The following is a 26162-nucleotide window of genomic DNA, read 5'->3' on the forward strand; positions in this document are numbered from 1 at the left end:
GGTGTCCGCGGAAAGGTCAGTCATGGGAGATACGGTTGCGCAGCAGGATGCCGCGTGCCGAAAGGCTTACCAGCAGCACGAACAGGGTCAGCACCAGGGCGCCTGCCCAGGCCAGCGTCTGCCAGGATTCGTACGGGCTGCCGGCGAACTGGTTCATCACCACCGGCACGCTCGCCATCGGCTGGAACACGTTGCTGTTCCAGTACTGGTTGCCGAAGGCGGTGAACAGCAGCGGCGCGGTTTCGCCGGAGATGCGTGCCAGGGCGAGCAGGATGCCGGTGACGATGCCGGCGGCGGCGCTGCGGTACAGCACCTGCACGGTGACCTTCCACTGCGGGATGCCCAGCGAGAGGGCCGCTTCGCGCATCTGCGAGGGCACCAGGCGCAGCATTTCATCGGTGGTGCGTACCACCACCGGCAGCACGATGAAGGACAGCGACAGCGCGCCGGCGAAGGCCGAGAACTGGCCACCGGTCTGCATCACGTACAGGGTGTAGACGAACAGGCCCAGCACGATGGACGGTGCCGACAGCAGGATGTCGTTGACGAAACGCACCACCGTGCCGGCCTTGCGGAAGTTGCCGTACTCGGCCAGCCAGGTGCCGGCCAGCACGCCCAGCGGCGTGCCGATGGCGATCGCCAGCGCGCACATCACCGCGCTGCCGAAGAAGGCATTGGCCAGGCCACCTTCCTGCATGGGCGGCGGGGTCATCTTGGTGAACAGGTCCAGGTTGATCCCGGGCAGGCCCTTGGAGGCCAGGGTGAACAGGATCCAGCCCAGGAAGAACAGGCCGAACAGCGCGGTCAGGCAGGACAGCAGCAGCGCGACGATGTTGACGATGCGGCGGCGCAGGTACAGCGGCTGCGGGTTGTTGGCGACGGCGGTGCTCATCAGTTGCCCTCCTTGCGGGACAGGCGCATCAGCATCAGGCGGGCGATTGCCAGCACCACGAACGTCACGATGAACAGCACGAAGCCGAGCAGCAGCAGCGCCGAGCGGTAGGTCTCGGTGGCCTCGCCGAAGTCATTGGCGATCAGCGCGGCGATGGTGGTGCCCGGTTCCAGCAGCGAGGGCGACAGGCGCACGCTGTTGCCGATCACGAAGGCCACGGCCATGGTTTCACCCAGCGCACGGCCCAGACCGAGGAAGATGCCGCCGATCACGGCCGAGCGCGTGTAGGGCAGCACGATGTCCCAGCTTACTTCCCACTTGGTGGAGCCCAGCGCGTAGGCCGATTCCTTCAGGCGGGTCGGCACGGTCAGGAACACTTCGCGCATTACCGAGGAGATGAACGGAATGACCATGATCGCCAGCACGAAGCCGGCGGTCAGCACGCCGATGCCCAGCGGCGGGCCCTGGAACAGCGGGCCGATGATCGGCCATTCGCCCAGGGTTTCATTGAGGGTCGGGGTAACGTACTCGGTCATCACCGGAACCAGCACGAACAGGCCCCACATGCCGTAGATGATCGAGGGGATGCCGGCCAGCAGTTCGATGGCGGTACCGACCGGGCCGCGCATCCAGCGCGGGGCCACTTCGGTGAGGAAGAAGGCGATGCCGAAGCTCACCGGCACCGCGATCAGCATCGCGATCAGGGCGGTGACCAACGTGCCGTAGATCGGTGCCAGCGCACCGAACTTGTTCTCCACCGGATTCCAGTCGGAAGAATAGAAGAAGCTCAGGCCCTGCTCCTGCAGGGCATGGCGGCCGCCCCACAGCATCGAGAGCGCGGCGCAGGCCAGGGCGACCAGGACCAGGACGACGGTGGCGATCAGCACCCACCGGAACAGTTTGTCATTGCGGGCGTCACGCAGGTCGCGGGTGGACGGTGCGGGAACAGGCTGGGCGATGGCATTCATGGGTAAGGCTGGGGCCCGTTAGGTAGGGGGCAGGCCCGCGCAGCGCGCGGGCCTGGGTTGCATCATTTGAATTCAGCGGTCCAGTAGCCTTCGATCTGCTTCACCAGTTCCGCCGGCAGCGGCACGTAGTGCAGTTCATTGGCCTGGGCCTGGCCGTTCTCGAAGGCCCACTTGAAGAACGCCAGGGTGTCCTTGCTGCGCTTGGCATCCTTGGCCTGCTTGTGCATCAGCATGAAATTGGTGGCGGTGATCGGCCACGCCTGGTCGCCCGGGGCGTTGGTGATGACCAGGTTGAAGTCCTTGGCGCTGGCCCAGTCGGCGCTGGCTGCGGCGGCACCGAAGGTTTCCGCGGTCGGCTGCACCCAGTTGCCGGCGGCGTTCTGCATCGAGGCATACGGCATGCCGTTCTGCAGCGCGTAGGCCAGTTCGACGTAGCCGATCGAGCCCTTGATCTGCTTCACGTACGAAGCCACGCCTTCATTGCCCTTGCCACCCACGCCGTCCGGCCACTGCACCGAGGTGCCTTCGCCGACCTTGCTCTTCCAGTCCGGGCTGACCTTGGACAGGTAGTTGGAGAAGTTGAAGGTGGTGCCCGAGCCGTCCGAACGGTGGACCAGGGTGATCTTGCCGTCCGGCAGCTTCACGCCCGGGTTGGCGGCCACGATGGCCGGGTCGTTCCAGGTCTTGACCTTGCCCAGGAAGATATCGGCCAGCAGCGGGCCGCTCAGGCGCAGCTTGCCGGCTTCCAGGCCGTCGATGTTCACCACCGGGACAACGCCGCCGATGGCGGACGGGAACTGGCCCAGGCCGGCCTGGGCCAGCTCTTCGCTGGACAGCGGCTTGTCGGAAGAACCGAAGTCGACCGTGCCGGCCTTGATCTGGGCGATACCGCCGCCCGAACCGATCGACTGATAGTTGACCTTGGCACCGGTGGCGGCGTTGTAGTCGGCCGACCACTTGGAGACCAGCGGGAAGATGAAGGAGGCGCCGGCGCCGGAAATCTCGGCGGTCAGCTTGTCGCCGGCGGCCGGAGCAGCGGCGGGGGCGCCTTCTGCCGGGGCGGTAGCCTGGCCTTCGGCGGCCGGCTTGCAGGCGGACAGGCCCAGCGCGATGGCCAGGGAAAGGGCGGCGAAGCCGGCCGTATGCAGTTTCATGCGTCACTCCGTAGCGGGATAGGGGGCCGGTCTTGCCGGCTGACGCTGCTATGAAATGATGTTTTTGTTACAGCTTGATGACGTCGTGACCGGGGGCACGCTCGAGGCCCTTGGGGCAAGGGCTGGCGGGGGGATCTACAGCGGCTGCCGGTGAATCGAGCGCCGGGGCGCCACACCCTTTCCGGCGAATGTCCCCCGGCGTCGGCCTGCGGCCGACACCTCCTCCTTTAATTCGCCTCCAAGGGCATGGCGCCCCGGCGCTCGATCCACCGGCGTTGCACCGTGGCGTCCGCTTTTCCCTGCCAACCGCAAGCCGAGCCCCGTCGCGGCCGGTAGGTCCCTGGCAAATTAAAGGAGGAGGGGGCGGCCGCAGGCCGACGCCGGGGGACATTTGCACAGGGGCCTACCGGTCGCGGCGGGGCCCTCAACGCTCGCGGCAGATTAAAAAAAAAGCGCGGACCTTTCGATCCGCGCCGGTGGTGCCGCCAGGGGGAGAGAGGACCTGGCGACACCGTTGCCAGGTAGGTCACGACCGTTGGCCGTGAGCCCTTTCAATCAATATTTCAGGTTCTGCGACCAGTAGGTCTCGATCTGCTTGACCAGGGCGTCCGGCAGCGGCACGTAGTCCAGCTGCTTGGCCTGGGCATCGCCACTCTTGTAGATCCAGCGGAAGAACTCCTGGGTCGCCTTGGCGCTGTTGACGTTCTTGGGCTGCTTGCGGACCAGGATGAAGTTGGTGGCGGTGATCGGCCACGCTTCGGCGCCCGGGGCGTTGGTCATGACCAGGTAGAAGTCCTTGGCGTTGGCCCAGTCGGCGCTGGCGGCAGCGGCGGCGAACGACTCGTCGCTCGGCAGCACGACCTTGCCCGACGCGTTCTTCATCGCGGCGTAGGACATCTTGTTCTGCAGCGCGTAGGACAGTTCGACGTAGCCGATGCCACCCTTGATCTGCTTCACGTACGCGGCAACGCCTTCATTGCCCTTGCCGCCGATGCCGACCGGCCACTGGACCGAGGTGCCTTCGCCGACCTTGGACTTCCACTCCGGGTTGACCTTGGAGAGGTAGTTGACGAAGTTGAAGGTGGTGCCCGAACCGTCCGAGCGGTGCACGACGGTGATCTTGCCGTCGGGCAGCTTCACGCCCGGGTTGAGGGCGGCGATGGCCGGGTCGTTCCAGGTCTTGACCTTGCCCAGGAAGATGTTGGCCAGGGTCACGCCATCGAGCTTAAGCGCACCCGGGGCGATGCCGGCCACGTTGATCACCGGCACCACGCCGCCAATCACCGATGGGAACTGGGCCAGGCCGGCCGCCGCCAGCTCTTCCGGCTTCAGCGGGGCATCGGACGAACCGAAGTCCACCGTGGCCGCCTTGATCTGGGCGATACCACCACCCGAGCCGATGGACTGGTAGTTGACCTTCTTGCCGGTCGCGGTGCTGTAGTCGGCCGACCACTTGGACATGACCGGATAGATGAACGATGCGCCCGCGCCGGTCACATCGGCGGCATTGGCGGCGAACACGGAGGACGCGGCGAGGACGGCAACAGCGGCGCGCGACTTGAAGGCGTGGATCACGGGGTGGCTCCTGGGATGGATGGTGGTGCGGGGTTTCCCGCCCGGTGCCTATTGCATAACGGTTCAATGACAGCGCGACGTCTGTCATATGACGGCATCGTGACACCCTCCAATCTCGGAGATTCCACTGGCGCGGAGCGCGGACACCGTCACGATCGCGTCGTCCGCGACAGACAGCGGTCTTCGGCGCAATCGGTGCAACTCACCGATTCCTGCGCCAGCGCAACCTTGCAGCATGACGGCAGTCACTTTGAAAGTGCATTCGCCTTCACATGTTCTGACATTCCATTGCAATAAGTGACGTCGGTCCTTGAGTCGAAGTGGTCAGGCCCTCCACCTTCGGGCGGCACCACTTCCGGTGCATGTGAAAAGGAGCTGCAAATGTTGGAGATCACGTTCGTCGATCTGGAAGAGCGCATCTCGGCCATCAGCGAGGAAGACGCGATGTACCAGTCCGGCGAGAGCATCCAGCTCTCGTGACACCGGAAGGGCAGGGCGCAGGTCCCGGGAGGAGGTGGTGTTTGATCGGATATGAGGTACTTCGCGAGCGCTTCCAGCTCGATGGATACGTTCATTTCGATCTACGCGCCTTTGTGCCATCCATCGCTGATGTGGTTGAGCGCGTTGCCAGCATCGGGGAGGATCGGTGGTCATTTATCGTGAAGAATCGTGATGGTGAGCACGATCTGTGTTCGTCGGACAAAGTCGAAGCGAGCAGGCAGCACGCCATCGCTGATCGCGACCGTGAGCTTGGCAGATTCGCGTTTTCGTTCCGATGGATGCCGGACTCGCGTGAGAACGCCGATGTGGAAGCGCTACAGGCGATGAAACAGTTGATGGCCTCAAGGCCGGTGCTCGAGTTGCTGGGAAAGGTCACTGGCCGCGTACCTCTGACCGTATCCCAGTTCTACCTGAGTTGGTTCGAGCATGGCCATTTCCTTGGCACTCACTGCGATCCGGGCCAGAGCTTCGGCGTCGCGCTCAGTCTGACGAAGGAGTGGGACCCCAACCACGGAGGGCTGACCGTAGTGCTTCCTGACGGGGAGAAGGAACCTGCTGCCTGTCTGGTGCCGGCACTCTTCACGTTGTTGGTATTTGATACCAGCGCACGCCGCATCCCGCATTTCGTCTCCGCGGTTACCGCTCCTGCGCGTCGTAGACGAATCACTGCGGTGGCCAGGTACCGCGCATGAAGTGGTCTGATCACGCACAAGGCGTGGATCTCCGGGCCGCGACCGCCGCTGTGTGCGTGGTCCTGGTCTGGAGTACCAGCTTCTCTTTTGCGAGGGACGCAGTTCAACAGATGGGCCCTTGGACGTTTCGTTTTTACAGTACCTTGGCGGGCTTCATGACAGTGCTGCCCTTTGTCCGACGGAGCTGGCTGGAGGTCCTGCAGCTGCAGGCGGCGACGAGACAACGCGTGCTCTGGGCAGTGACGATCAATGGAACCATGGTCTCCAGCCTCAACATCCTCGCGCTCGCCTACTATCCAGCTACCACCGTGCTTACGTTGATGTACACGATGCCCGCCTTTGCTGGCGCGATGGAGGCGGTGCGCCTGGGGCGGTGGTCTTGGGGGGGCGTGCTGGCGACGGGGGCGGCGTTGAGCGGAGTCCTTCTATATGTCGGCGGTGCGCCAGCGGGCGGCGCCTTGTTGATTGTTCTGAATGCAGCCCTTTGGGCAGTAGGCACCCTGTTGTCGGCGCTTACGGGGCAGCCTTGCCGGCCCTCGACGCTGGTCACCGTGCAGATGCTCATCGCATTCTTCTGTTCCATTCCGCTGCTTGCTCTGGCCGGCGGGCAGGGAGAGTCATTGCCACCTTGGCAGGGGCGTGGGAATGTCCTGGCCCTTCTCTATGTCGGCGTGCTCAACGGGCCGGTGGTCTTCGGGCTGTGGTATGTCGCGATACAGGGGCTGGGTCCAGTACGCGCGGCGAGCTTTACGTTGGGTGTTCCGGTAGTCGGCGCCTTGGCTGCCGTGCTCGCCTTTGGCGAGACCCTCGACTGGTGGCAGGCGGCGGGAATCGGTCTGGTCGTATTGGGGATGGCACTCCGATTGAGGGGCGTGGCGGCGCCTGCCAATGGAGCCACCCGGTGACGGTGGACAGTGCCTGTTACTTCTGCAATTGCGCTGCAACGCCGGTAACCCGTGACCCAGAACGAAGAAAGGGGCGCAGCCCAAGCTGCGCCCCATCAATGCTGCGTCTTGCCTGTTGCTTACCAGAAGAACTGCAGGCGCGCTTCCAGGATGTTCGGGTCGTCGTTGACGAAGGTGCGCGTGGCGGAGCTGTACTTCTTGCTGTCCACCATCACGTAGTTCAGCGCGAACTTGGTGTTGGAACGCCAGTAGTAGTTCACGCCGACGGTCCAGATATCCATCTTGCCGCCGAGAACGCCGTCCACGATCGGCGGACGACCGGCAACCGGGTTGGCGTTCAGATGGCCATCATCCAGGTTCATCGAGTCATAGCGCGCGCCCAGCTGCCACATGCCACGGCCCGGCTCGTCCGGCAGGCCGGTGGTCGGCACGCCGCTCTTGTAGCCCCAGGTCTCGCCGGTGATGTTCCACAGCCCGCTGACATAGAAGCCGTCGCTGGTGTAGTTGTCGCGCGTCATGCGCTTGGCTTCGCTGGTGTAGTACTCGGCCTGGGCCTTGAACGGGCCGCCGATGTACATGGCTTCGGCACCGATGGTCTTGACCCGGTCGGTGTCGGTCAGGTTGCCGCTGTCGACCAGGCGCGCGGTGGCCAGGTCGGCGTTCGGGCGGGCGCGCACGCGCAGGGTGTCCGCGTCGGTGTCGTAGTCGACATAGCTCAGGCCGAAGTGCAGGACCTGGCCCTTGTCATTGATCGGCGCCCAGGTGCCACGTGCGCCGTAGCCGCTGCCGTGGGCCAGGTTGCGGGTCAGCTCACGGCCGAACGCGCTGGCGGTGACCGACCAGTTGTTGTCGCCGAAGCTGTAGGCGCCACCGAGGCGGCGGGCCACGGCGTAGGTGTTGGTGACCGCAGCCTTGGAGATGAAGTCGTTGTTCTTGGTGCTGGACAGCTCTTCCAGGCTGTTGGGCTGCTTGAACTGGCCCAGCTGCACGAAGTGGTTGGCGTTGCCGGCCAGCTTGTACTTGACGTTGGTGTCCAGGAACTTGTCGGCCTTGGCGTCGTAGCCGACCACCCATTCCACGTTGCCCGGGCCCTTGCCCTTCAGCACCAGCTCGGCGCGACGCAGTTCGAATTCGCTGTCCTTGCCGTTGGCGGCATCGCCACCGTTGAGATCGGTCACATCGTTGTCGAACCAGTTGCCGTCGGCTTGGACCAGGCCTTCGAACGTGATCTCCGAGCCGCCGATCACGTCGATGGCCACTTCAGCGTGGGCGGCCGGCACGAACAGCGCAGCAGCCACGGCCGCAGTGAGGAGTTGGCGATGCAGTTTCATGGAAAGGAGCCTTGCAGGCAGGTGGGAAGATGCTGCGCAGGCTAATAAGTGAAGATTGCGTAAATATGACAGTTTCAGACAAGGCAGCCCCAGGCCCGGGCACGGCGGCTGCTGGGGTTGCTCAAACTGCCCGAATCAGATGACTGCCCGGTTGCGCCCAGATGGCAGTCGCCGCCGTCGCTCAGGCGGCGTTTTTTTGCTTGAAGCGGCACAGGTCACGGATCACACACTGCGGGCAGTCCGGCTTGCGCGCCTTGCACACATACCGGCCATGCAGGATCAGCCAGTGGTGGGCGTCGAGCAGGAACTCGGCCGGAATCACCTTGACCAGCAGGTCTTCCACTGCGCGAACGTCCTTGCCGGGGGCCAGCCCGGTGCGGTTGGCCACCCGGAAGATGTGCGTATCCACCGCCATCACCGGTTCGCCGAACGCAGTGTTGAGCACCACGTTGGCGGTCTTGCGCCCGACCCCGGGCAGGGCTTCCAGCGCGGCGCGGTCACGCGGCACGTCACCGCCATGCTGGTCGATCAACAGGCGGCAGGTGGCGATGACATTCTTCGCCTTGGCATTGAACAGGCCGATGGTGGCGATGTACTTTTTCAGCCCGTCCTCGCCCAGCGCCAGGATCGCCTGCGGCGTGTTGGCTACCGGGAAAAGTTTGCGCGTGGCCTTGTTGACGCCCACATCGGTGGCCTGCGCGGAAAGCGCCACGGCGACCAGCAGTTCGAACGGTGAGCTGTACTCCAGTTCGGTCTTCGGATGCGGATTGAGTTCGCGCAGGCGGGTGAACATTTCAACGACGTCGGCCTTGGGCATGCGCGCGCTGCGCGGAGCGGCCTTTGCAACAGGGGTCATCAGGAAGGCTTTCCAGCAGCCCTGGCTTTGGCGCGCGCAAGAATCGCGGCAGCCGCAGGCGGCAGGGCCGGCTTCAGATCGGGAGTGGGGGCCGGCGGCGCGCGTCGCGCATCGCGTTCGGCCGCGCGGCGCGCAAGCCGCTGCGCGCGCTGGCGGTAACGGTCACGCGCGGCCCAGGCGCGTTGCAGCTGCTGCTGGGCCTGCAGCAGGCGGGCGGGCAGGTCCGGGTGACCGGGCAGCAGGGCGTCGTCGCCAGGGCCGGGCACGTAGTCCATCAGGCCGGCGTCCAGCGCGGCATCCAGGTCATCCGCCAGCACCAGCTGCAGCAGGCGCGCCGGCGCCGGCCCGGCGGCGTCACCTCCCTGAACCATGGGGCGGTTGACCCCGGGCGCTGGGATGGCACCATCGTCGGCAACGGTCAGGGGCGCGTCGGCCACGGCAGAAACTCCTGGTAAAACGTTAAAAAAAAGTGATTTTGAACTCTGGAAACGAAAGCAGGTCATAGCCTTCGTCGTTAGTGGCGGTTCAACGTTGCGGCGGCTATCCTAACCCGTCGCCTCAGGGCGGCCCAATGCGTCCTGAGTTACCACCCCTGGAGAAACGTTTGATGAAGTTGCGTTCTATCGCGGTCGCCGTCGCGGCCCTGGCCCTGACGGGCAATGCCTTCGCCCAGGACACTTCGTCCGAAAAGGGCAAGCTGAGCTATTACTTCGGTTACGACTACGGCAACAACCTGGCTGAGCTCACCGGTCGCGGCGAACAGCTGGACATCAATTCGGTGGTGAAGGGCCTGCAGGATGCCTACGCCAAGAAGCAGCCGGCAATCACCGCCGATCAGCTGAAGCCGGCCGTCGAAGCCTTCCAGAAGCGTGAGCAGGGTCGTGCTGCTGCCGCCAAGGCCGAGTACGAAAAGGCTGCCGCCGAAAACAAGACCAAGAGCACTGCCTTCCTGACCGCCAACAAGGCCAAGGCCGGCGTGCAGGCGCTGCCGAGCGGCGTGCAGTACCGCGTGATCGAAGCCGGCAAGGGCGCCAAGCCGACCCAGGCCAGCACCGTGCAGCTGGAAGTGGCCGGCCCGTACCCGTTCGGCACCCGTCCGACCGAAGCCCGCCCGGCGCAGCAGATCCCGTCGATCAAGGTCAGCGAAGTCGAAATGAAGGCCATGCGCGAAGTACTGCTGCAGATGCCGGCCGGTTCGAAGTGGGAAGTTACCCTGCCGCCGGAACAGGCCTACGGTGCCGACCCGCGTACCCCGTTCCCGCCGAACGTCGCCGTGCAGTTTGAAATCAAGCTGGTCAGCGTCAAATAAGAACGGCTGAAAACAACAAAACGCGTCGATGGCAACATCGGCGCGTTTTTTGTTTTCAACACACTCGCAGCGTCGACCGTTGGTCGGCTCCCGCAGTGTTGGAACCGCGCCATTCGCGTTACTGTTGCCCGGTGCACTTTCCGGAAACCCCCGCCCATGCCATGCCGAGCCCCTGCATCGGAACCTGCGCGCTTGATCGCGCCGGCCTGTGCGGCGGCTGCCTGCGCAACGTGGATGAAATCACCCGCTGGTCGACGATGACCCGACACGAACAAGAACATGTGATGCGGCAGGTGCTGCCGCTGCGTGAGCAGCTGCGGCAGTCGCTGGGCGGCTCGCTGGCCGACCACGAGCGCCTGTTGCGCGCGCTGCACCCGCTCGATGCACCCCCCGGTGGCGATGGCTGGAACCGCAGTGAACTGGCCGACCTGCTGCCGCCCGGCCCGCCGGTGGAAGCGGCGGTGCTGGCCGGGATCATTCCGCGCGCCAGCGGCGCGCAGGTGCTGCTGACCCGGCGCACCGATACGCTGCGCCAGCATGGCGGCCAGGTCGGCTTCCCGGGCGGCCGCCAGGAGCCGGACGACCGCGATGCGGTGGCCGCCGCGATCCGCGAAAGCAACGAAGAAATCGCGCTGCCGCACGACCAGGTGCAGGTGCTGGGCTACCTGGATCCGTTCGTGACCATTACCGGGTACCGGGTGATGCCCGTGGTGGCGGTGATCGACCCGGGTTTCGTGGCGGTGCCACAGCCGGATGAAGTGGCCGAAGTGTTCGAAGTGCCGTTCGATTACCTGATGGACCCGGCCAACCTGCACCAGGTCGAGATCGACCACCGCGGCCGCATTCGCCACGTGCTGGAATACGGCTGGCCGGGCCAGCGCATCTGGGGCGCCACCGCCGCCATCCTCTACAACCTGCGTCGCCGCCTGGAGCAACTGGAATGATGACCGCGAACCCGACCCCGTGGACCACCCTTGTCGATGTGGCGACGCTGTCCAGCGCGCTTTCGCAGGGGGATACGCGCCTGCTGGATGCGCGCGCCACCGCCAGTGCGGCGCCGCGCGTGCTGGATGCGCGTTTTTCGCTGGCCGATCCGCAGTCCGGCGCGCGCGATTATGCCGCCGGGCATCTGCCGGGCGCGCTGCGCGCGGACGTCAACCGCGACCTGGCTGACATGAGCGTGGTCGGCCACGGCCGCCACCCGTTGCCGGACAGCGATGCGTTCGCCGGCACACTGGGGCGGTGGGGAATCGGTCCGGATACCCAGGTGGTGGTCTACGACGGCGGCGACGGCAGCATGGCGGCGGCGCGCGCGTGGTGGCTGCTGCGCTTGATCGGACATACGCAGGTGGCGGTGCTCGATGGTGGCCTCGCGGCGTGGCAGGCGGCCGGTCTGCCGTTGACCACGGACGTGCCCGAGGTGCTGCCGTTGCCGGCCTATCCGGGGCGTTTCGATACCCGCCAGGTGGCATCGGTGGACGAGATCGCCGCGCGCTTGAAGCATGCGCCGGGCTGGCTGCTGGATGCGCGTGCCGGTGAACGGTTCCGGGGTGAGGTGGAGCCGCTGGATCCGGTGGCGGGGCATGTACCCGGCGCGGTGAACCGTCCGTTCGGATTGAATGTGGCCGACGGCCGCCTGCGACCGGCCGCCGAGCTGCACGCCGCGCTGCGGCCGCTGATTGGCACGCATGATCCGCAGCAGGTGGTGTTGATGTGCGGCTCGGGCGTGACCGCCTGCCATCTGCTGTTGGCGATGGAAGTGGCCGGGCTGCACGGCGCGCGGGTCTATGCCGATTCGTGGAGCGGGTGGGTCAGCGATTCAAGCCGACCGGTCGCGACCGGCGCCTGATCGGCCGTCACCCAGGGCGTCAACGGATGGCGCAGGTAGAGCGGACTGTCAGTCCGCTGCTCTTCGCGTCGACCGCAGGCTGCACGCCAACGGCAGCGGACTGACAGTCCGCTCTACCCCAGCGGAGTCAGCGTCACCGCCGCCAGCACCCGCGGCCACGGGAACAACGGGCCCGGGTCAAGCTTGCGCTGTACGCGCCGGTCCGGGTCGTCGCTGGCTACTTCGTCCCGGGTGTCCAGCGCCTCGTGTCCGGCGATGTGGTGCAGGCCGGGCAGGGTGTCGCACAGGTGCTGCAACAGGTCGATCAAGGCCGCGATCTGGGCCTCCGGATAGGGTTCGTCCATCGCCTGGTGGCGGGAATCCAGCCAGTGCGGGTAGCGGCCGGTGTTGACCAGTTCGATGCCGATCGAACGCGGGTTGTAACCGCTGACATGGTGGGCGATGCGCTCGACCGGGACGTACTGGACGATGCTGCCGTCGCGGTCGATGTAGAAGTGCCCGCTGTTGCCGCTGCCGCTGTCGTACAGCACGCGCTCGCCGTAGCTGCGCGCCATGGCCAGGTCGGGCAGTTCGGTGCAGTGGATCACCACCAGATCGATGTCATCCGGCGCGCGCTCGCCCAGCTGCGCCACGTAGGGCAGCGGCTGCGAATCGATGCGGGGCGGGGCGCGGTCGGGCATGCGCCGATGCTAGCATTCGGGCATGAGCGCTTACATCGATTTCCACGCGGTGGCTGCATGAGCCGCGGCCACTGCATTCTTTCCCACGGCTTTGAAAGCGGCCCGGACGCCACCAAGGTAACCGCCCTGGCCGAGGTTGCCGAGCGGCTGGGCTGGACCCACGAACGGCCCGATTACACCGACCTGGATGCCCTGCGCGAGGTCAGCAGCGTGGGGGATGTCCGTGCCCGCCTGCAGCGCCTGGTCGAGCGCGCCAGCGCCGCCGCCGCGCAAGGCCCGGTCGTGCTGGCGGGTTCCTCGCTGGGTGCCTACATCTCGGCCATCGCCTCGCTGCAGGTCCCGACCCGGGGTCTGTTCCTCATGGTGCCGCCGACCCGGATGGGGCCGATGCCGGCGCTGGATGCCGCCCGCGTGCCCACCAGCGTGGTCCACGCCTGGCACGATGAGCTGATCCCGGCCGCCGATGTGATCGCCTGGGCCCAGGCGCGCTCGGCGCGGCTGCTGCTGGTGGATGACGGGCACCGCCTGAACAACCACGTGGATGCCTCGGCGCAGGCGTTCGAGGCGCTGCTCCGGAGCCTCTGAAGCGTACCCACCCAAGGCGGCCTCCAACCGCATGGCCACAAGCGGTTCGCATGGGTCGCAGGGCGTCCCCGGGGCGATTCCGGCCGGGTCACGTACAATGGACGGTCCGGCGCCTGCGCCCGGGCCGCCCGCGGTGCCCGTGGGCACCCCCTTCCTGCTGACCTGCGATACCGATCCCGTGAAATTCTTTGTTTCCTGCGCCAAGGGCCTGGAGTACCTGCTCGCCGACGAACTGCTGGCGCTGGGCCTGCCCAGGGCCACTGCCACCATTTCCGGCGTCAATGCCGAGGGCGAGCTGCCGCAGGCACTGAAGGTCGTGTTGTGGTCGCGCCTGGCCAGCCGGGTGCTGTGGCCGCTGGCCGAGTTCGACTGCCCGGACGAGGGATCGCTGTACCAGGGCGTCTCCTCGATGCCGTGGGAGCAGCACATCAGCCCCGCGCTGACCCTGTCGGTGGACGCCCATGTGTCGGGGACCGAAATCACCCACGCGCGCTTCGCCGCGCAGCGGGTCAAGGACGGCGTGGTAGACAGCCTGCGCGCGCAGGGCCTGGAACGACCGTCGGTGAACACCGAGTTCCCGGACGTGCGCATCAACCTGTCGCTGCGCAAGGGCCGCGCCTCGATCTCGATCGACCTCGGCGGTGGCCCGATGCACCGGCGCGGCTGGCGCATGGCGCAGAACGAGGCCCCGCTGAAGGAAAACCTGGCGGCCGCCGTGCTGATGCGCGCCAACTGGCCGAAGATCCATGCCGAAGGCGGCGGCCTGCTGGACCCGATGTGCGGCAGCGGCACGCTGCTGATCGAAGGCGCGCTGATGGCCGCCGACGTGGCCCCGGGCCTGCAGCGCCACGGCAGCATTCCGCCGAGCCGCTGGCTGGGCTTCGACCGCGAGGCCTGGAACGCCCTGATGGCCGATGCCCGCACCCGCGAGCAGGCCGGGCGCGCCGCGCTCAAGCAGGTCATCCACGGCAGCGACATCGACCCGCATGCGATCCGCGCGGCCAAGGAAAACGCGGAGACCGCCGGTGTCGCCGAGGCGATCTGGTTCGGCGTGCGCGACGTGGCCGACGTGCAGGTTCCGCCGCAGGAAACCGGCTGCGTGGTGTGCAACCCGCCGTATGACGAACGCCTGGCCGCCGATGCGGTGCTGTACCGCCGCCTGGGCGACGCGCTCAAGCGCGCCGTGCCGCAGTGGCGGGCCAGCCTGCTGTGCGGCAGCGCCGAACTTGCGTTCGCCACCGGGCTGCGCGCGAACAAGAAGTACCAGCTGTTCAACGGCGCCATCGAGTGCGCGTTGATCGTGTGCGATCCCATTGCCGTACCGCAGCGCGAGAACGCGGGACAGCCGCGCGAGCTCAGCGAAGGCGCGCAGATGGTGGCCAACCGGCTGCGCAAGAACATCCGCAGGTTCAAGACCTGGAAGGCCCGCGAACAGGTCACCTGCTACCGCGTGTATGACGCCGACCTGCCCGAGTACGCCGCCGCCATCGACGTGTACGAAGAAGACGGTGGCGCTGGCCGCACCTTCCTGCATGTGCAGGAATACGCTGCGCCGGCCACCATTCCGGACGTGGACGTGCGCCGCCGCCGCAACGAGCTGCTCTCGGCCGCGCGCGAGGTATTCCAGGTGCCGGCCGAGCAGGTGGCGCTGAAGTCGCGCGAGCGCGGCAAGGGCGGCAGCAAGTATGGCCGCTTCGAACAGCGCGGCGAATTCGTGCTGGTGCGCGAAAACGATGCACTGCTGCGCGTGAACCTGTTCGATTACCTGGACACCGGCCTGTTCCTGGACCACCGCCCGCTGCGCTGGCACATGGCCAAGGAAGCGCAGGGCAAGCGCTTCCTCAACCTGTTCTGCTACACCGGCGTGGCCAGCGTGCAGGCAGCGGTGGCCGGTGCGGCCTCCACCACCAGCGTGGATCTGTCCGGTACCTACCTGCAGTGGTGCGCCGACAACCTGGCCCTGAACGGCAAGGGCGGCAGCCAGCACCAGCTGATCCAGGCCGATGCACTGGCCTGGCTGGAAGCCGAGCGGCATCGGTTCGATGTGATCTTCTGCGATCCGCCGACCTTCTCCAACTCCGCCCGCGCCGAGGATTTCGACGTGCAGCGCGAGCATGTGCGGTTGCTGCGTGCGGCCGTGGCGCGGTTGAGCCCGGAAGGCGTGCTGTACTTCTCGAACAACTTCCGCCGCTTCAAGCTGGACGAGGAAGCGATCAAGGAATTCGCTGAGTGCCGCGAGATCTCGGCCGACACCATCGGCGACGATTTCGAGCGCAACCCGCGCATTCACCGCGCGTGGGAGTTGAGGCGCTACGGGGCGTGATGTAGAGCCGACTGTTGGTCGGTTTGCACTTGAGTTCCCGTTGCCACCGGAAGAGCAGCCGACTGACAGTCGGCTCTACAGCGCGGCGGCGCCCAGGCCCAGCACCGGCAACGCCCAGGCCAGCGGTGCGATCCAGCGCGGTCGCCAGGGATACAGGCCGAAGGCGATCAGCAGGCCGCTGATCGTCATCGCGCCCAGCCACAGCACCGGCCCGGCGGCCCAGCCGTGGTCGGCCACGCAGATGCCGAACGCGGTCGCCAGCAATGCCCAACCCAGCCAACGCCACAGCCGCATGCGCGCGGGGCCGGCGTGCGCCTTGCCGTGCAGGTCGAGCTGGTGCTTTTCCATCGCCAGCGACAGGGCGGTGAACGCAGAAAAGTTCAATGTGAGCGCCAGCAGCATCATGCGCTGGCCTCGGCGGCATTCGCGGTGGCGGCAAGGGCTGCGGCCTGGCGCCGCTTCTTCTCGGCCGCGCTCAGCGCAGGCTGCCAACGCTGCATGCGCAGGCCGCAGTATGCCAGCATCGCGCCGAAGGCAAGCATCACCAGGTCGAACCCGGCCAGCGCCCAGTCGCCGGTGCGCAGGGTTACGCCCAGATGTGCATCGGTGGTGAGCACATTGATCACCGGGATCAGGGCGAACAAGGCCGCGCCCAGGTACAGCTGCCAGGCCCACATCAACCGCTTGGGCCAGACGAAGGCCGCCAGCAGGGCGGCGGCCCAGGCATAGAAGAACACGCTGGCTTCTGCGTCGGCGCGTTCCGCCATTTCCAGCGGCAGCAACCGGTTACCCCAGAAGTACGCGGCAAACGCGATCGGCAGGCCGGCCACGGCGCCGATGTTGAACGCATCCACCAGCCGCAGGCCGAAGCCGATCCTGCCGGCCTTGGCGTGCTTGGGGCGCTCCTTGACCGCCCACAGCACTACGCCGCTGGCCACCATCAGGCAACCTACCAGGCCGGACAGGAAGAACAGGGCGCGCAGGCCCCAGTCCGCGAAGCGGGCCAGGTGCAGGCCGTACATCACGCCACGGGTGTGGGTGGCGCCGCCGGGCACCGGGCTGGTCTCGATCAGCGCGCCGCTGACCGCGTGGTAGCGCAGCGATGGTGTGTCGATCGACAGCCGTTTGCCATCGCGCTGGTAGATGTCGATCACCGCATTGGCCGCGCCCGGGTGGAACACGGTGAAGCCGCTGACCTGCGCGCCTTTCCATTCGGCACGCGCGCTGTCGAGCAGCTGCTGGATCGGCAGCGGCGCCGCGCTGCCTTCGGCGGCGTCGGCCGGATCGGCCAGGCGCGCAAAGGCCTCGCTGAAGAACGCGTCCTCATCCTTGGGATAAGCCACGCTTACGCCCTGCGGCAGGTACATGAACATCAGCGTGACTATTCCGGTGTAGGTGATCATCGCGTGGTAGGGCAGGGCCATCACCGCGCTGACGTTATGGAAGTCCAGCCACGAACGCAGGCCCTTCTCCGGCCGGAAGGTGAAGAAGTCCTTGAAGATCTTCTTGTGGGTGATCACCCCGGTAATAATCGCCACCAGCATGAACATCGCGCAGAAACCCACCAGGTAGCGCGCCCACAGCACCGGGATATAGTGCAGGTCGAAATGCAGGCGGTAGAAGAAATCGCCGCCTCGGGTTTCGCGCGCGGCCACTTCCTCGCCGCTGGCCGGGTCCACCGTGGCATCGCCGAAGCGGCCACCGCCGCGGCGGCGCTTTTCACCTTCGGCCGGTGGCTTCACCATCGATTCGGGGTTGCGCCAGAACATGCGCATGGCCGGGTTGCGCGGATCGGGCAGGGTCACGTTCCAGCTTTCGGCCTGCGGCGCCTTGTGCTGCAGGAAGGTCACCGCGCGCTCGGCGGCGACCTCGGTGGACACGCTGCTGCGCGGCAGCTCCGGGCGCATCCAGCGGCTGATTTCTTCGCGGTAGTAGCTGGCGGTGCCGGCCATGAAGATGAGCAGCAGCAGCCAGCCCACCAGCAGCCCGGTCCAGGTGTGCAGCCAGGCCATGGACTGGCGGAATCCATTCTTCATGCACGTGCTCCCAGTGCGAGGGTGCCCAGCCAGAACAACGCGGTGGGCGCGGCGATGCCGATCCAGGCACGCAGTGCGGTGCGGGTGGCAAATGCCCACAGCGCGGCGCAGGCGCACAGCACGATCGCCACCAGCATGCCTGTCAGCACCGCTTGCGCGCGGGCGATGGGCAGGGCCACGGCGAAGAACATCGCGCAGGTGGCGGCCAGCGCGTAGCCGCCGAAGATCGCGGCCAACGAACGCGACAGCACTCCCAGCCAGGGGCGGTCGAAGAAACCGCCGAAGCGGTTGAACCAGCTGGCATCAGGCGTGCTGTCCACGGGAACCTGCAATGTCGGGTCGAACAACGAACGTCACCGGCCGAAGCCGGTGACAGGGAAAGGGTGGCCATCCGTGGCCAAGCCGCCGCACAGGGCGGGGGTATCCCTGGAGAACGGTGTTGCCTCGGTCGCGCACCGCAACGCCACCATAGGCGGCGCGCAGGACGGCATCGAGCAAGCATCCAGTGCGCTAATGATAGTCATTATCATTCGCTTCGGCAAGATTGACAGGCGCTTCGCGCCACCCGTTCTTCGCGCGGCGGTGCCGGCGGACGCTTGGTTTGCGAATTGCAGGCACTTGGTTTAGCAGGGCTACCAGAACCTGAATGCGCTCAGTTTGTGCCTCGCAGCTTCGAACGGCGATATCGGGAGCCGTTGAGGGGCGGTCGCATCACAGAAGGCTTGCCTGACGTTCGTGCCAATTCTTGATGATGATCTCGCCAAACTGCATGTATCGGCCTCCCGTCCATGGTTGCCCATTCAAACATCTGGGGGCTCATCAGAGACCAACGGAACATCCGGACGGACTCTTCCAGATGGTGCGTGACGCAGCGATAGAGGGTCACTGGGTCGCTATTGATGTCGTTCAGAACTTCTAGCTTGGCCGGCACTGGCCGCATGAGTAGCGCGGCCGCCCCGCCAGCAAACGCATCGACGTAGGTGTCGTGAATAGGGAAATGCGGACACAGGTACTTGATCAGTCGGCGCTTCCCGCCAGGCCAGGGGAGTACTGGTAAGGGCAGGTGTCTGCTTGTGCGATAGGGGACTGCCAAGATGACTCGGTCCTCGCGAGGACCCAGAGTTTTGGCCAAGGCGCACGCGACTGAGGCGTGTATTGCGGTGACGTGCCGCTGGTTGCCGTCGGCAGCACGTCGCCCTGTTTCAGTAACGGAATTGCGCCACGATGCCGTACTCTTTCGCGGGCAGGGACACCTCAATATGCAAGTTCGGACGCAGCAAAGGAACGGTATCCAGAATTGCCTGAACGCTGCTCTTCCAGCGGGTTCGCGAGCGCATGTAGGTGGGCACGACCTTGGCCTTGGTTATCACGAAGTCAGGTGAAAGCTTTTGGAAGTAGCGCTTCACCTCACCCATGCTGTACTCGCGCCAATGATGAGCGTAGGTGCCGAGGCCAAGGACCTCATCCACCGATATTCCGCCTGCTTGACCGCGCAAGAATCGCAGCGGCTGCCAGGCCCGCCCTTTCCAGGAGTAGTAGTTGGGCGTAGTGACCACAATTCGACCACCGGGGGCCAGAATTCGATGGACTTGTTTCCATAGCGCTATTGGGTTGAACGTAATGTGTTCCAGGATTTCCGAGAACAGCACCACATCGGCCGAGTTGTCAGGGATGGCTTCCAACTCGCCAGCTGCACCCAGGTCAGCACAACCATGAAGCTTAATTTTCATGGCATTTGCAATAGGGAGCACCATCGGGTTGAGGAAAATTTCCGGGAACTCGACCGCTGTCACCGAGTAGCCACTTCGGCGCCACATCACGGCTTGGTGAAGCCAATGAGCACCGATGTCGAGCACACGGGTTCCGCCATTCCAAGTAGCATTGAATTCGTTGAACGTCTTCCTGAAGCGTTCGTAGTGATCGCTTAGATAGTATTCGGGCGTGCCTCCGTGCTCATCGAACAGCGCCAGATAGTCGCTGTACTGCAGAGAGAACTCCTTCTGTAGCTCCATCATTTCACCTCCATATCCTGGTCCTAGGGATGTTCTGAACGGACTGCTCTGGGCCCTGAATTTCCGGTCCTGGGCTGATCAGCGACCGACAAACAGGTCAGATCTGCCTCGTCCTGCTGTTATGGCGGTGCCGGGCGGATTTACTCCTGGGCCGGCATCAGCTGACGACGTGTCATCCACAAGATTGACAGTGCAAAAAGGGCCAGCGCTTGAGCGATGTTCTTGGCCAGATCGTGGCCAAACCGGTACGGCTGACGCCCCGGATGGCGCGCAACCCGGCAATGCCGCTCGATGAGGGCCAGCAGGCGCTTTCTTGTCGGGAAACACCTGATCTGGCTCATCAAGGAGCAGCTCACGGTGTGTCCGCTGACCCAACCTCTCGGCATCACCGAACGAAAGCTGCATGGAGAGTTCCTCGAGGTATGCCTGATGGCCCTCAAGCTTGCGGGGCACCGGCCGGCACTACCATCAGATTTCGTGCAGAGTTGCTCAGGGCGTTTAGCCGGTTCGGCTGACCTGCTCAGACTCCTGCTCCGCTACATTCGAAAAGACAACATGCCTCCCTTCGACCTCGCATCACTTCCTTGCGGCGAACCCGGGGCGCATGGAATGGCTCGCCATGGAAATTGACGCTAAAAGCGACGAGAACGCCCGTATTTCGCCGATCCAGTCGCAGGGATTGATCCATGACCGTCTGACACCAGCCTTGGAGTCGGTTGAAGACGTTCTGGCGTCAAAGAACGCGACGTTCCCTCTCCCAAGCGCGCTGAGGCCGCCCTGCTGGTGTATGACCTGCTGGCTAGCGGGTTGGCGGAGGCTGAGGTCATCCCCTTCGCCCGCCGCGCTGTCGGATTGGCTCAAGCAGGTCCAGTCTCGTTTTATCCCGCTCAATCCTGGGTCCCAAAAGATCCTGTCCCCCCAAATTTCGCGCGGCGGCTGCAATACTGGCCGCATGACCGACGCAGACCTGCACGCTCTCGACGCCTTGCCCGATCCCGCCGGGCGCGACCCTGACAGGCTGGCAGCCGATGAGGACTGGTGGTCCCACGTAGCGGCGCTGTACGACCTCACCGACGAGGTGGTCATGCTCGACAACGGCTACTGGGGCGCGATGGCGCGGCCCGTGTTGCAGTCGTATCAGCGCGCCACCGCACGCGTGAACCGTGAGAATGCCTGGTTCGGGCGGCGGGAGTTCCCGGCGTTGTTGGAACACGCGCGGGCAACACTGGCCGAAGCGCTGGGCGTGGGCACAGATGAGATCGCTCTGACCCGGGGCGCGACGGAAGCGATGCAGGTACTGATTGCCGGCTATCGGCACCTGTCTCCGGGCGATACCGTGCTGTATGCGGACACCGACCACGAAAGCGCGATCGCCGCCGTTCAGTGGCTGCGCGAACGCAGGGGCGTGGACGTACAGCGCATCGTGCTGCCGGAGCCGTTCGACCATGACGGCATCGTGGACACCTACCGCCAGGCGCTGGCGCGCTACCCGCGCACCCGCCTGCTGCTGCTCACCCAGGTCGGCCATCGCAACGGCATGCTGCTGCCGGTGGCGGAGATCAGCGCACTGGCCCGCGCGGCCGGCGCGGACGTGGTGCTGGATGCGGCCCATGGCGTCGGCCAGGTCGACACGCCGCTGCACGCGCTGGGCGCGGATTTCGTCGGCATCAACCTGCACAAGTGGATCGGCGCACCGGTCGGCATGGGTGCGCTCTACGTGCGTCGCGGACGCGTTCAGGACCTGGATCCCTGCATGGGCGAGGCCGACACCGGCGATATCGACAGCCGCGTCCACACCGGCACGGTCAACTTCGCGGCGGTCATGGCTTTGCCGGCCGCGGTATCGCTGCACCAGCGGATCGGCGTGGTCAACAAGCGCGCGCGCCTGCTGCGCCTGCGCAACCAGTGGCTGGACGCGCTGCGCGACGACGCCCGGATCCAGCTGCTGGCGTCACCGGATCCGCGTCTGTCCAGCGCCATCGCCGCCTTCCGCCTGCGCGGGCAGGTCAGCCTGGAGGCCAACGCCGCCACGGCCGAGCGCATGCTGCAACAGTCCGGTGTGTTCGTGGTGGCCCGCGAGGGATTGGCGTCCGGCGCCTGCGTACGCGTGACACCGGGCATCTTTACCGCCCCCGCGCAGATACAGTCGTTGATCGACGCCGTGCGCGCAGTTGCTGGTTAGGCAGGATTTCCTGCCGCTAGATGTTCAGCGCGAGCTGCAGGCCTTGGCGATGTCGGCGTCGATCCGCTCCGGTGCGGGGCGTCCGAACATCTCGCTGATCTCGCGTCGGGAACGCAGTTCTTCGCATTGCTCCGGATTGGCCGCGCCGTCGATCACGGTGCCGCGCACCGGGGGCTCTCCACGGCCAGCGTCAGCCTGCATGCGGCGGCGGGCCTGGTGCAGGTCGCGCTGGGCGCGGGTGCGCTCTTCCCACGTGAGGTTGGGGTCTTTGACAATCGGGCGGGTCACGCCGGTGTCCTGCTCGGGCGGGCAGGGTACCGTCTGGTAGATGGTCTGGGCGCCGTTCGCGCACTTGTACACGCGCCCGGCGTGGGCATTGCAGGCCAGCGCGCACAGCGCCAGCGTCATGATCGTCCTTCGCATCGTTCCCCCGGCGGGCCACTCCAGCCCTGAATGCGCGGCAGAATACGCGAACCACGTCTCAAAAACACCCGGGCAATCTGTCAACCGGGCCTGCTACAAACAGAGGTGGAGCCACGCCCTGCGTGGCTGCGCAGGGCAGTCGCTACCAATGCATCCAAACGGTCAGCGCATGCAGCAACAGCCCGATCAACCCACCCACCAAGGTGCCGTTGAACCGGATGAACTGCAGGTCGCGTCCCACGCTCAGCTCCAGCTGCTCCACCAGGTGCCGCTCGTCCCAGCCCTTCACGGTCTGCGCGATATGGCTGGTCACGCCTTCGCGCAACCGGCTGGTCAGGCGCTCGGCGCCATCCATGAGGTGCTGGTTGAGCGCCTCGCGCAGTGAAGGGTCCTCCTGCAGCGCCTGGCCGATCTTGCCCAGGCTGCGCTGCAGGTGGCCGGCCAGCGCAGACGATTCGCTGGACAGATCGGCGCGCAGGCTGGCATGGATGCGCGCCCACAGGCCCTGGACGTACTCCTGCACCGCCGGGTGGTCGATCACCTGCTGCTTGAGCTGGTCGACCTTTTCCGCCAGTGCCGGGTCGTGGCGCAGGCGCTGTATGTAGTCGCCCAGCCACGCCTCGTAATCCTTGCGCAGCGGGTGTTCCGGCTCGGCCAGGATCTGCTGCAGTTCGGCCAGCACCGCGTGCGCCATGCGCTCGGCCAGGCTGTCGCCGATTTCATCAATGGGTTTGACCCAGTTCACCGTGCTGGCGAGCTTCGGCCATTCGCGCTGGATGTAGCGCACGATCAGTTCGGAAGCGCGCTGCCGCACGGCGTCGTTGTCCATCCACTGGCTGATCCGGGTCAGCCCTTCGTCCAGCACCCGCTGGTGGCGGTTGTCGGCAGTGAGCAGGCCCAGCAGCTCGCCGGCAGTGGCGGCCGCGTTCCACTGCCGCAGCTGCTCGACCACGAACGCCTGGATGCTGCGGCGCACGGCGGCTTCGTCGAGGAAATCCAGCGCCTGCAGGGCCCAGCCCCGCGCCATGTCGGCCAGCAGCCGCGACCGGGCGGGATCGGCCAGCCAGCTGCCAAGCCGGCTGGCGGGATCGAATACCTGCAGCCGGGCCAGCAGTGCCTGCGGTTCCAGGAACTGGTCGCGCACGAACACCGCCAGGCTGTCGGCAATGCGCTCCTTGCTGCGCGGGATGATCGCCGTGTGCGGGATCGGCAGGCCCAGCGGGTGGCGGAACAAGGCCACCACCGCGAACCAGTCGGCCAGCGCGCCCACCGCAGCGGCTTCACAGAAGGCGGAAACCCACGCCCAGATACCGCGTTCGCCGTTGAGATGGCTGATGACGAAGCCGGCCAGCATGGCCAGCAGCATCGCCAGGGCAATGGCTTTGAGGCGGCGTAGCTGGGCGCGGCGGGGGTCGACCGAGGGCGTGCTGTTCATGCGGCAAGTGTATCGACCCGGATGCGAACGCCGCCTCGACAAGCATTCTGGAGGGCCGGCCAACGGCCGGCGCTACCATGGAACTCCCACATCGCTCGACGGTAGCGCCGGCCGTTGGCCGGCAGAACGGTTACGCCACGTCTCCGACCTGTCGGCGAAGCGCCGCCAACTGGGCACGCAGCGCATCGTTTTCGAGGGTGAGCGCGATCACCCGCTGGCGCAGCTCGGCCGGGCCTTCGCCCAGCGAGGTCAGTGCCTCGGCAATCTCGGCCTCACGGCTCGGATCGACCTCCAGCTCGCCATCGGCGCTGTGCAGCACCTCCTGCACCGGCTTGCGCGGCTTGCGCTTGGCCTCGCGCACGCGCTTGGCGGCCTGTTTCAACTCGTCCTTGCCGGCGGCCGCGGCCGCGCGCTGTTCCTCTTCCGGCAGCGCCGCTACGGCCGCCGCAGCGCTGATCGAGATCACCCCGCTCTTGACCGCTTCCACCAGTTCCGGCGCGGCCTGCTTGTGGATGCGTTCGATCATCGTTACCTGGCTGCTGCTCAGCCGGGCTTCGCGCGCCATGTCGGCGCGGCTTACCTTCGGCGCCGGCGCCCACGGCGGGCTGTCCTCATCGCCTTCGGGTGTGGCATCGGCGATCTCGCCGTCGCTTTCGCGCTGCAGCTGGGCCTGGTCGGCGCGGTGGCGCTCGGCCAGGATGTCCCGCTTGCGCAGGGCCAGCACGCCGCGCTGGAAATCGGACACGCTGCGCCGGCCCAGGTGCTGTTCGATCATCCACAGGTGCACGTCATCCATCGACTGGAAGCGGGTGTTCTGCACCGTCTGGAACGGCAGGCCGTGCTTCTGGCAGATGCCGTAGCGGTTGTGCCCATCCACCAATACATCGTTCCACAGCACCAGGGCGTCGCGGCAGCCTTCGGCCAGGATGCTGCGCTCCAGCGCCTCGTGTTCGTCGGCGGTGAGTGGATCGATGTAGGCCTTGAGTTCTTCTTTGACGACGATGTCCATGCAATCCGGTTGGCGAGCAGCTGTTGACCGCCCATTGTACCGGTCGCCGGCATCACGCCGTGGCGCGGATCATCTCGCCCAGCACGTCCACGATCCGGTCGATCTGCGCCCGGTCGATGATCAGCGGCGGCGACAGCGCGATCACGTCGCCGGTACAGCGCACCAGCAGCGCCCCGTCGCGGAAGCAGCGCTCGAACACCTCAAAGCCCCGGCTACCAGGCGCGCCCTTGCGCGGCGCCAGCTCGACCGCACCGATCAGCCCGAAATTGCGGATGTCCACCACGTTCGGCAGCCCGCGCAGGCTGTGCAGGCGGGTCTGCCAGTATTCGCCCAGCTCGATGGCACGATCAAACAGGCCTTCGGCGGCGTATGTGTCCAGCGCCGCCAGCGCAGCAGCGCAGGCCAGCGGGTGGCCGGAATAGGTATAGCCGTGGAACAGCTCGATGGCCCCCGGCGGGCCCTGCATGTACGCGGCGTGGATGGCATCGGACACCATCACCGCGCCCATCGGCACCGCGCCGTTGGTCAGCCCCTTGGCCATCGTCAGCAGGTCCGGGGTGACCCCGAAGCGCTGCGCGGCAAAGGCGTTGCCGACCCGGCCGAAACCGGTGATGACCTCGTCGAACACCAGCAGGATGCCGTGCTGGTCGCAGATTTCGCGCAGGCGCTGCAGGTAGCCCGGCGCCGGCAGGATCACCCCGGCTGAACCGGCAATGGGCTCGACGAATACCGCCGCGATGGTGGAGGCATCATGCAGCGCGATCAGCCGTTCCAGGTCCTCGGCCAGTTCGGCGCCGTGGCGGGGCAACCCGGGGGTGAAGGCGTTGCGTGACAGGTCCAGGGTGTGGCGAAGGAAATCGCTGCCCGCCAGCAGCGGGCCGAAGCCTTTGCGGTTGTTGGGCAGGCCCCCGATCGACAGCCCACCGAAACCGACCCCGTGGTAGGCCTTCTCGCGTCCGATGAAACGGGTGCGCTGGCCTTCGCCGCGCAGCCGGTGGTAGCCGAGCACGATCTTCATCGCCGTATCGACCGCCTCGGAACCGGAGTTGGTGAAGAACGCATGGTTCAGCGGTCCGGGAGCGAGCGCGGCCAGGCGCTGCGCCAGCACGAATGGCAGCGGCGTGCCCATCTGGAAAGGCGGGGCGAAATCCAGCGTAGCCGCCTGCTGCTGGATGGCCTGCACGATCCGCGGCCGGGCGTGCCCGGCGTTGCAGCACCACAGTCCGGCGGCGCCATCAAGGATCGGGCGGTCGTCCACGTCGTGGTAGTACATGCCTTCGGCACGCACCAGCAGGCGCGGTGCGGCCTTGAACTGGCGGTTGGCGGTGAACGGCATCCACCAGGCGTCGAGGCTGGTGGGTGCGTGTTGGGACAGCGGGGATGGCGGTGTTTCGGTGGGGGGCATGGTGCTGGACCCGCGAATGTGGATGGTCTCGACTTTACTG

26 protein-coding genes and 1 pseudogene are annotated in these 26162 nt (G+C 66.1%); 9 read left to right on the forward strand and 18 right to left on the reverse strand.

Annotated features, from left to right (window positions below; all coding sequences use genetic code 11):
* Positions 1–16: 16 nt before the first annotated feature.
* The 4 genes from pstA to pstS (SOM39_RS18055) form a co-directional block, all read right to left on the reverse strand.
* A complete protein-coding gene (gene pstA / locus SOM39_RS18040) occupies positions 17–892 on the reverse strand; it encodes a phosphate ABC transporter permease PstA (RefSeq protein ID WP_095363776.1) in 876 nt (291 codons plus the stop codon).
* Positions 892–1860, reverse strand: a complete 969-nt coding sequence (gene pstC, locus SOM39_RS18045; protein WP_068850586.1) for a phosphate ABC transporter permease subunit PstC — start codon at positions 1858–1860, stop codon at positions 892–894. The genes pstA and pstC overlap by 1 nt, the downstream gene beginning before the upstream one ends.
* 62 nt (positions 1861–1922) lie before the next feature.
* Positions 1923–3014, reverse strand: coding sequence for a phosphate ABC transporter substrate-binding protein PstS (gene pstS / locus SOM39_RS18050; protein ID WP_320459156.1), 1092 nt, complete (start codon positions 3012–3014; stop codon positions 1923–1925).
* 555 nt (positions 3015–3569) lie between these two features.
* On the reverse strand, positions 3570–4589 hold the full coding sequence (pstS, locus tag SOM39_RS18055) for a phosphate ABC transporter substrate-binding protein PstS (RefSeq protein WP_093533913.1): 1020 nt from the start codon (positions 4587–4589) through the stop codon (positions 3570–3572).
* A gap of 381 nt (positions 4590–4970) precedes the next feature.
* Between pstS (SOM39_RS18055) and SOM39_RS18060 the strand changes: the two genes are divergently transcribed.
* Genes SOM39_RS18060 through SOM39_RS18070 form a run of 3 tightly spaced genes read left to right on the forward strand, consistent with a single transcriptional unit; the run spans position 4971 to position 6687 of the window.
* Positions 4971–5069, forward strand: coding sequence for a pantocin A family RiPP (locus SOM39_RS18060; RefSeq protein ID WP_083214100.1), 99 nt, complete (start codon positions 4971–4973; stop codon positions 5067–5069).
* Positions 5070–5110: 41 nt separating this feature from the next.
* Positions 5111–5782: a hypothetical protein gene (locus SOM39_RS18065; protein WP_307107191.1), complete on the forward strand. Its 672-nt coding sequence runs from the start codon at positions 5111–5113 to the stop codon at positions 5780–5782.
* Complete coding sequence (locus SOM39_RS18070) at positions 5779–6687, forward strand: DMT family transporter (protein ID WP_320459157.1); 909 nt, start codon at positions 5779–5781, stop codon at positions 6685–6687. Before SOM39_RS18065 ends, SOM39_RS18070 begins: the two co-directional genes overlap by 4 nt.
* A 119-nt stretch (positions 6688–6806) precedes the next feature.
* Here the strand turns inward: SOM39_RS18070 and SOM39_RS18075 are convergent, their stop codons facing one another.
* From SOM39_RS18075 to SOM39_RS18085, 3 genes are all read right to left on the reverse strand, one after another.
* Positions 6807–8018, reverse strand: a complete 1212-nt coding sequence (locus tag SOM39_RS18075; RefSeq protein ID WP_176472668.1) for an OprO/OprP family phosphate-selective porin — start codon at positions 8016–8018, stop codon at positions 6807–6809.
* Positions 8019–8199: 181 nt separating this feature from the next.
* Complete coding sequence (gene nth / locus SOM39_RS18080) at positions 8200–8874, reverse strand: endonuclease III (RefSeq protein WP_245357243.1); 675 nt, start codon at positions 8872–8874, stop codon at positions 8200–8202.
* Positions 8874–9245 (reverse strand): hypothetical protein, encoded by a 372-nt coding sequence (locus SOM39_RS18085; protein ID WP_320459204.1) that lies wholly within the window; start codon positions 9243–9245, stop codon positions 8874–8876. Before SOM39_RS18085 ends, nth begins: the two co-directional genes overlap by 1 nt.
* A 236-nt stretch (positions 9246–9481) precedes the next feature.
* Between SOM39_RS18085 and SOM39_RS18090 the strand changes: the two genes are divergently transcribed.
* The 3 genes from SOM39_RS18090 (at position 9482) to SOM39_RS18100 (ending at position 12032) form a co-directional block, all read left to right on the forward strand.
* Positions 9482–10183 carry an FKBP-type peptidyl-prolyl cis-trans isomerase N-terminal domain-containing protein gene (locus tag SOM39_RS18090; RefSeq protein ID WP_068850599.1) on the forward strand — a complete coding sequence of 234 codons (702 nt, stop codon included), beginning with the start codon at positions 9482–9484 and terminating at the stop codon, positions 10181–10183.
* A 161-nt stretch (positions 10184–10344) separates the two neighbouring features.
* Positions 10345–11127, forward strand: a complete 783-nt coding sequence (locus tag SOM39_RS18095) for a CoA pyrophosphatase (protein WP_093533909.1) — start codon at positions 10345–10347, stop codon at positions 11125–11127.
* On the forward strand, positions 11127–12032 hold the full coding sequence (locus SOM39_RS18100; protein ID WP_179197354.1) for a sulfurtransferase: 906 nt from the start codon (positions 11127–11129) through the stop codon (positions 12030–12032). Before SOM39_RS18095 ends, SOM39_RS18100 begins: the two co-directional genes overlap by 1 nt.
* A 113-nt stretch (positions 12033–12145) precedes the next feature.
* Here SOM39_RS18100 and SOM39_RS18105 read toward each other — a convergent pair whose 3' ends face one another.
* A complete protein-coding gene (locus tag SOM39_RS18105; protein WP_095363994.1) occupies positions 12146–12712 on the reverse strand; it encodes an N-acetylmuramoyl-L-alanine amidase in 567 nt (188 codons plus the stop codon).
* A 57-nt stretch (positions 12713–12769) separates the two neighbouring features.
* On the opposite strand from SOM39_RS18105, the gene SOM39_RS18110 reads away from it, so the two are divergent.
* On the forward strand, positions 12770–13297 hold the full coding sequence (locus tag SOM39_RS18110; protein WP_093533903.1) for a hypothetical protein: 528 nt from the start codon (positions 12770–12772) through the stop codon (positions 13295–13297).
* A gap of 178 nt (positions 13298–13475) precedes the next feature.
* Complete coding sequence (gene rlmKL, locus SOM39_RS18115) at positions 13476–15620, forward strand: bifunctional 23S rRNA (guanine(2069)-N(7))-methyltransferase RlmK/23S rRNA (guanine(2445)-N(2))-methyltransferase RlmL (RefSeq protein WP_320459205.1); 2145 nt, start codon at positions 13476–13478, stop codon at positions 15618–15620.
* 75 nt (positions 15621–15695) lie between these two features.
* Here the strand turns inward: rlmKL and SOM39_RS18120 are convergent, their stop codons facing one another.
* The 6 genes and pseudogenes from SOM39_RS18120 to SOM39_RS18145 all read right to left on the reverse strand — a co-directional run.
* Positions 15696–16025, reverse strand: a complete 330-nt coding sequence (locus tag SOM39_RS18120) for a DUF3325 domain-containing protein (RefSeq protein ID WP_068850608.1) — start codon at positions 16023–16025, stop codon at positions 15696–15698.
* Positions 16022–17656: a PepSY-associated TM helix domain-containing protein gene (locus tag SOM39_RS18125; RefSeq protein ID WP_320459158.1), complete on the reverse strand. Its 1635-nt coding sequence runs from the start codon at positions 17654–17656 to the stop codon at positions 16022–16024. Before SOM39_RS18125 ends, SOM39_RS18120 begins: the two co-directional genes overlap by 4 nt.
* On the reverse strand, positions 17653–17976 hold the full coding sequence (locus SOM39_RS18130; protein ID WP_414715899.1) for a DUF3649 domain-containing protein: 324 nt from the start codon (positions 17974–17976) through the stop codon (positions 17653–17655). Before SOM39_RS18130 ends, SOM39_RS18125 begins: the two co-directional genes overlap by 4 nt.
* 332 nt (positions 17977–18308) lie before the next feature.
* Positions 18309–18914: a DNA adenine methylase gene (locus SOM39_RS18135; protein WP_320459159.1), complete on the reverse strand. Its 606-nt coding sequence runs from the start codon at positions 18912–18914 to the stop codon at positions 18309–18311.
* Positions 18859–19668 carry a class I SAM-dependent methyltransferase gene (locus tag SOM39_RS18140; RefSeq protein WP_320459160.1) on the reverse strand — a complete coding sequence of 270 codons (810 nt, stop codon included), beginning with the start codon at positions 19666–19668 and terminating at the stop codon, positions 18859–18861. Before SOM39_RS18140 ends, SOM39_RS18135 begins: the two co-directional genes overlap by 56 nt.
* Before the next feature lie 242 nt (positions 19669–19910).
* Positions 19911–20073, reverse strand: a pseudogene (locus SOM39_RS18145) (IS5/IS1182 family transposase); the annotation flags it as partial.
* 547 nt (positions 20074–20620) lie between these two features.
* Between SOM39_RS18145 and SOM39_RS18150 the strand changes: the two are divergent.
* Positions 20621–21850 (forward strand): aminotransferase class V-fold PLP-dependent enzyme, encoded by a 1230-nt coding sequence (locus SOM39_RS18150; protein ID WP_320459161.1) that lies wholly within the window; start codon positions 20621–20623, stop codon positions 21848–21850.
* Positions 21851–21874: 24 nt separating this feature from the next.
* Here SOM39_RS18150 and SOM39_RS18155 read toward each other — a convergent pair whose 3' ends face one another.
* The 4 genes from SOM39_RS18155 to SOM39_RS18170 form a co-directional block, all read right to left on the reverse strand.
* Positions 21875–22273 (reverse strand): DUF4124 domain-containing protein, encoded by a 399-nt coding sequence (locus SOM39_RS18155; protein WP_141236265.1) that lies wholly within the window; start codon positions 22271–22273, stop codon positions 21875–21877.
* A 142-nt stretch (positions 22274–22415) separates the two neighbouring features.
* Entirely contained in the window at positions 22416–23708 is a 1293-nt protein-coding gene (locus SOM39_RS18160; RefSeq protein ID WP_306989216.1) for a DUF445 domain-containing protein, read from the reverse strand.
* Between the two features lie 130 nt (positions 23709–23838).
* The gene (locus SOM39_RS18165) at positions 23839–24717 is read right to left on the reverse strand and encodes a plasmid replication/partition related protein (protein WP_095364000.1); all 879 of its coding nucleotides are present in this window, start codon (positions 24715–24717) and stop codon (positions 23839–23841) included.
* A gap of 52 nt (positions 24718–24769) precedes the next feature.
* Positions 24770–26122 (reverse strand): aspartate aminotransferase family protein, encoded by a 1353-nt coding sequence (locus SOM39_RS18170; protein ID WP_320459162.1) that lies wholly within the window; start codon positions 26120–26122, stop codon positions 24770–24772.
* Positions 26123–26162 lie beyond the last annotated feature (40 nt).

It is taken from the genome of Stenotrophomonas sp. CFBP8994, assembly GCF_034044835.1.
GTDB classification, from domain to species: domain Bacteria; phylum Pseudomonadota; class Gammaproteobacteria; order Xanthomonadales; family Xanthomonadaceae; genus Stenotrophomonas; species Stenotrophomonas rhizophila_A.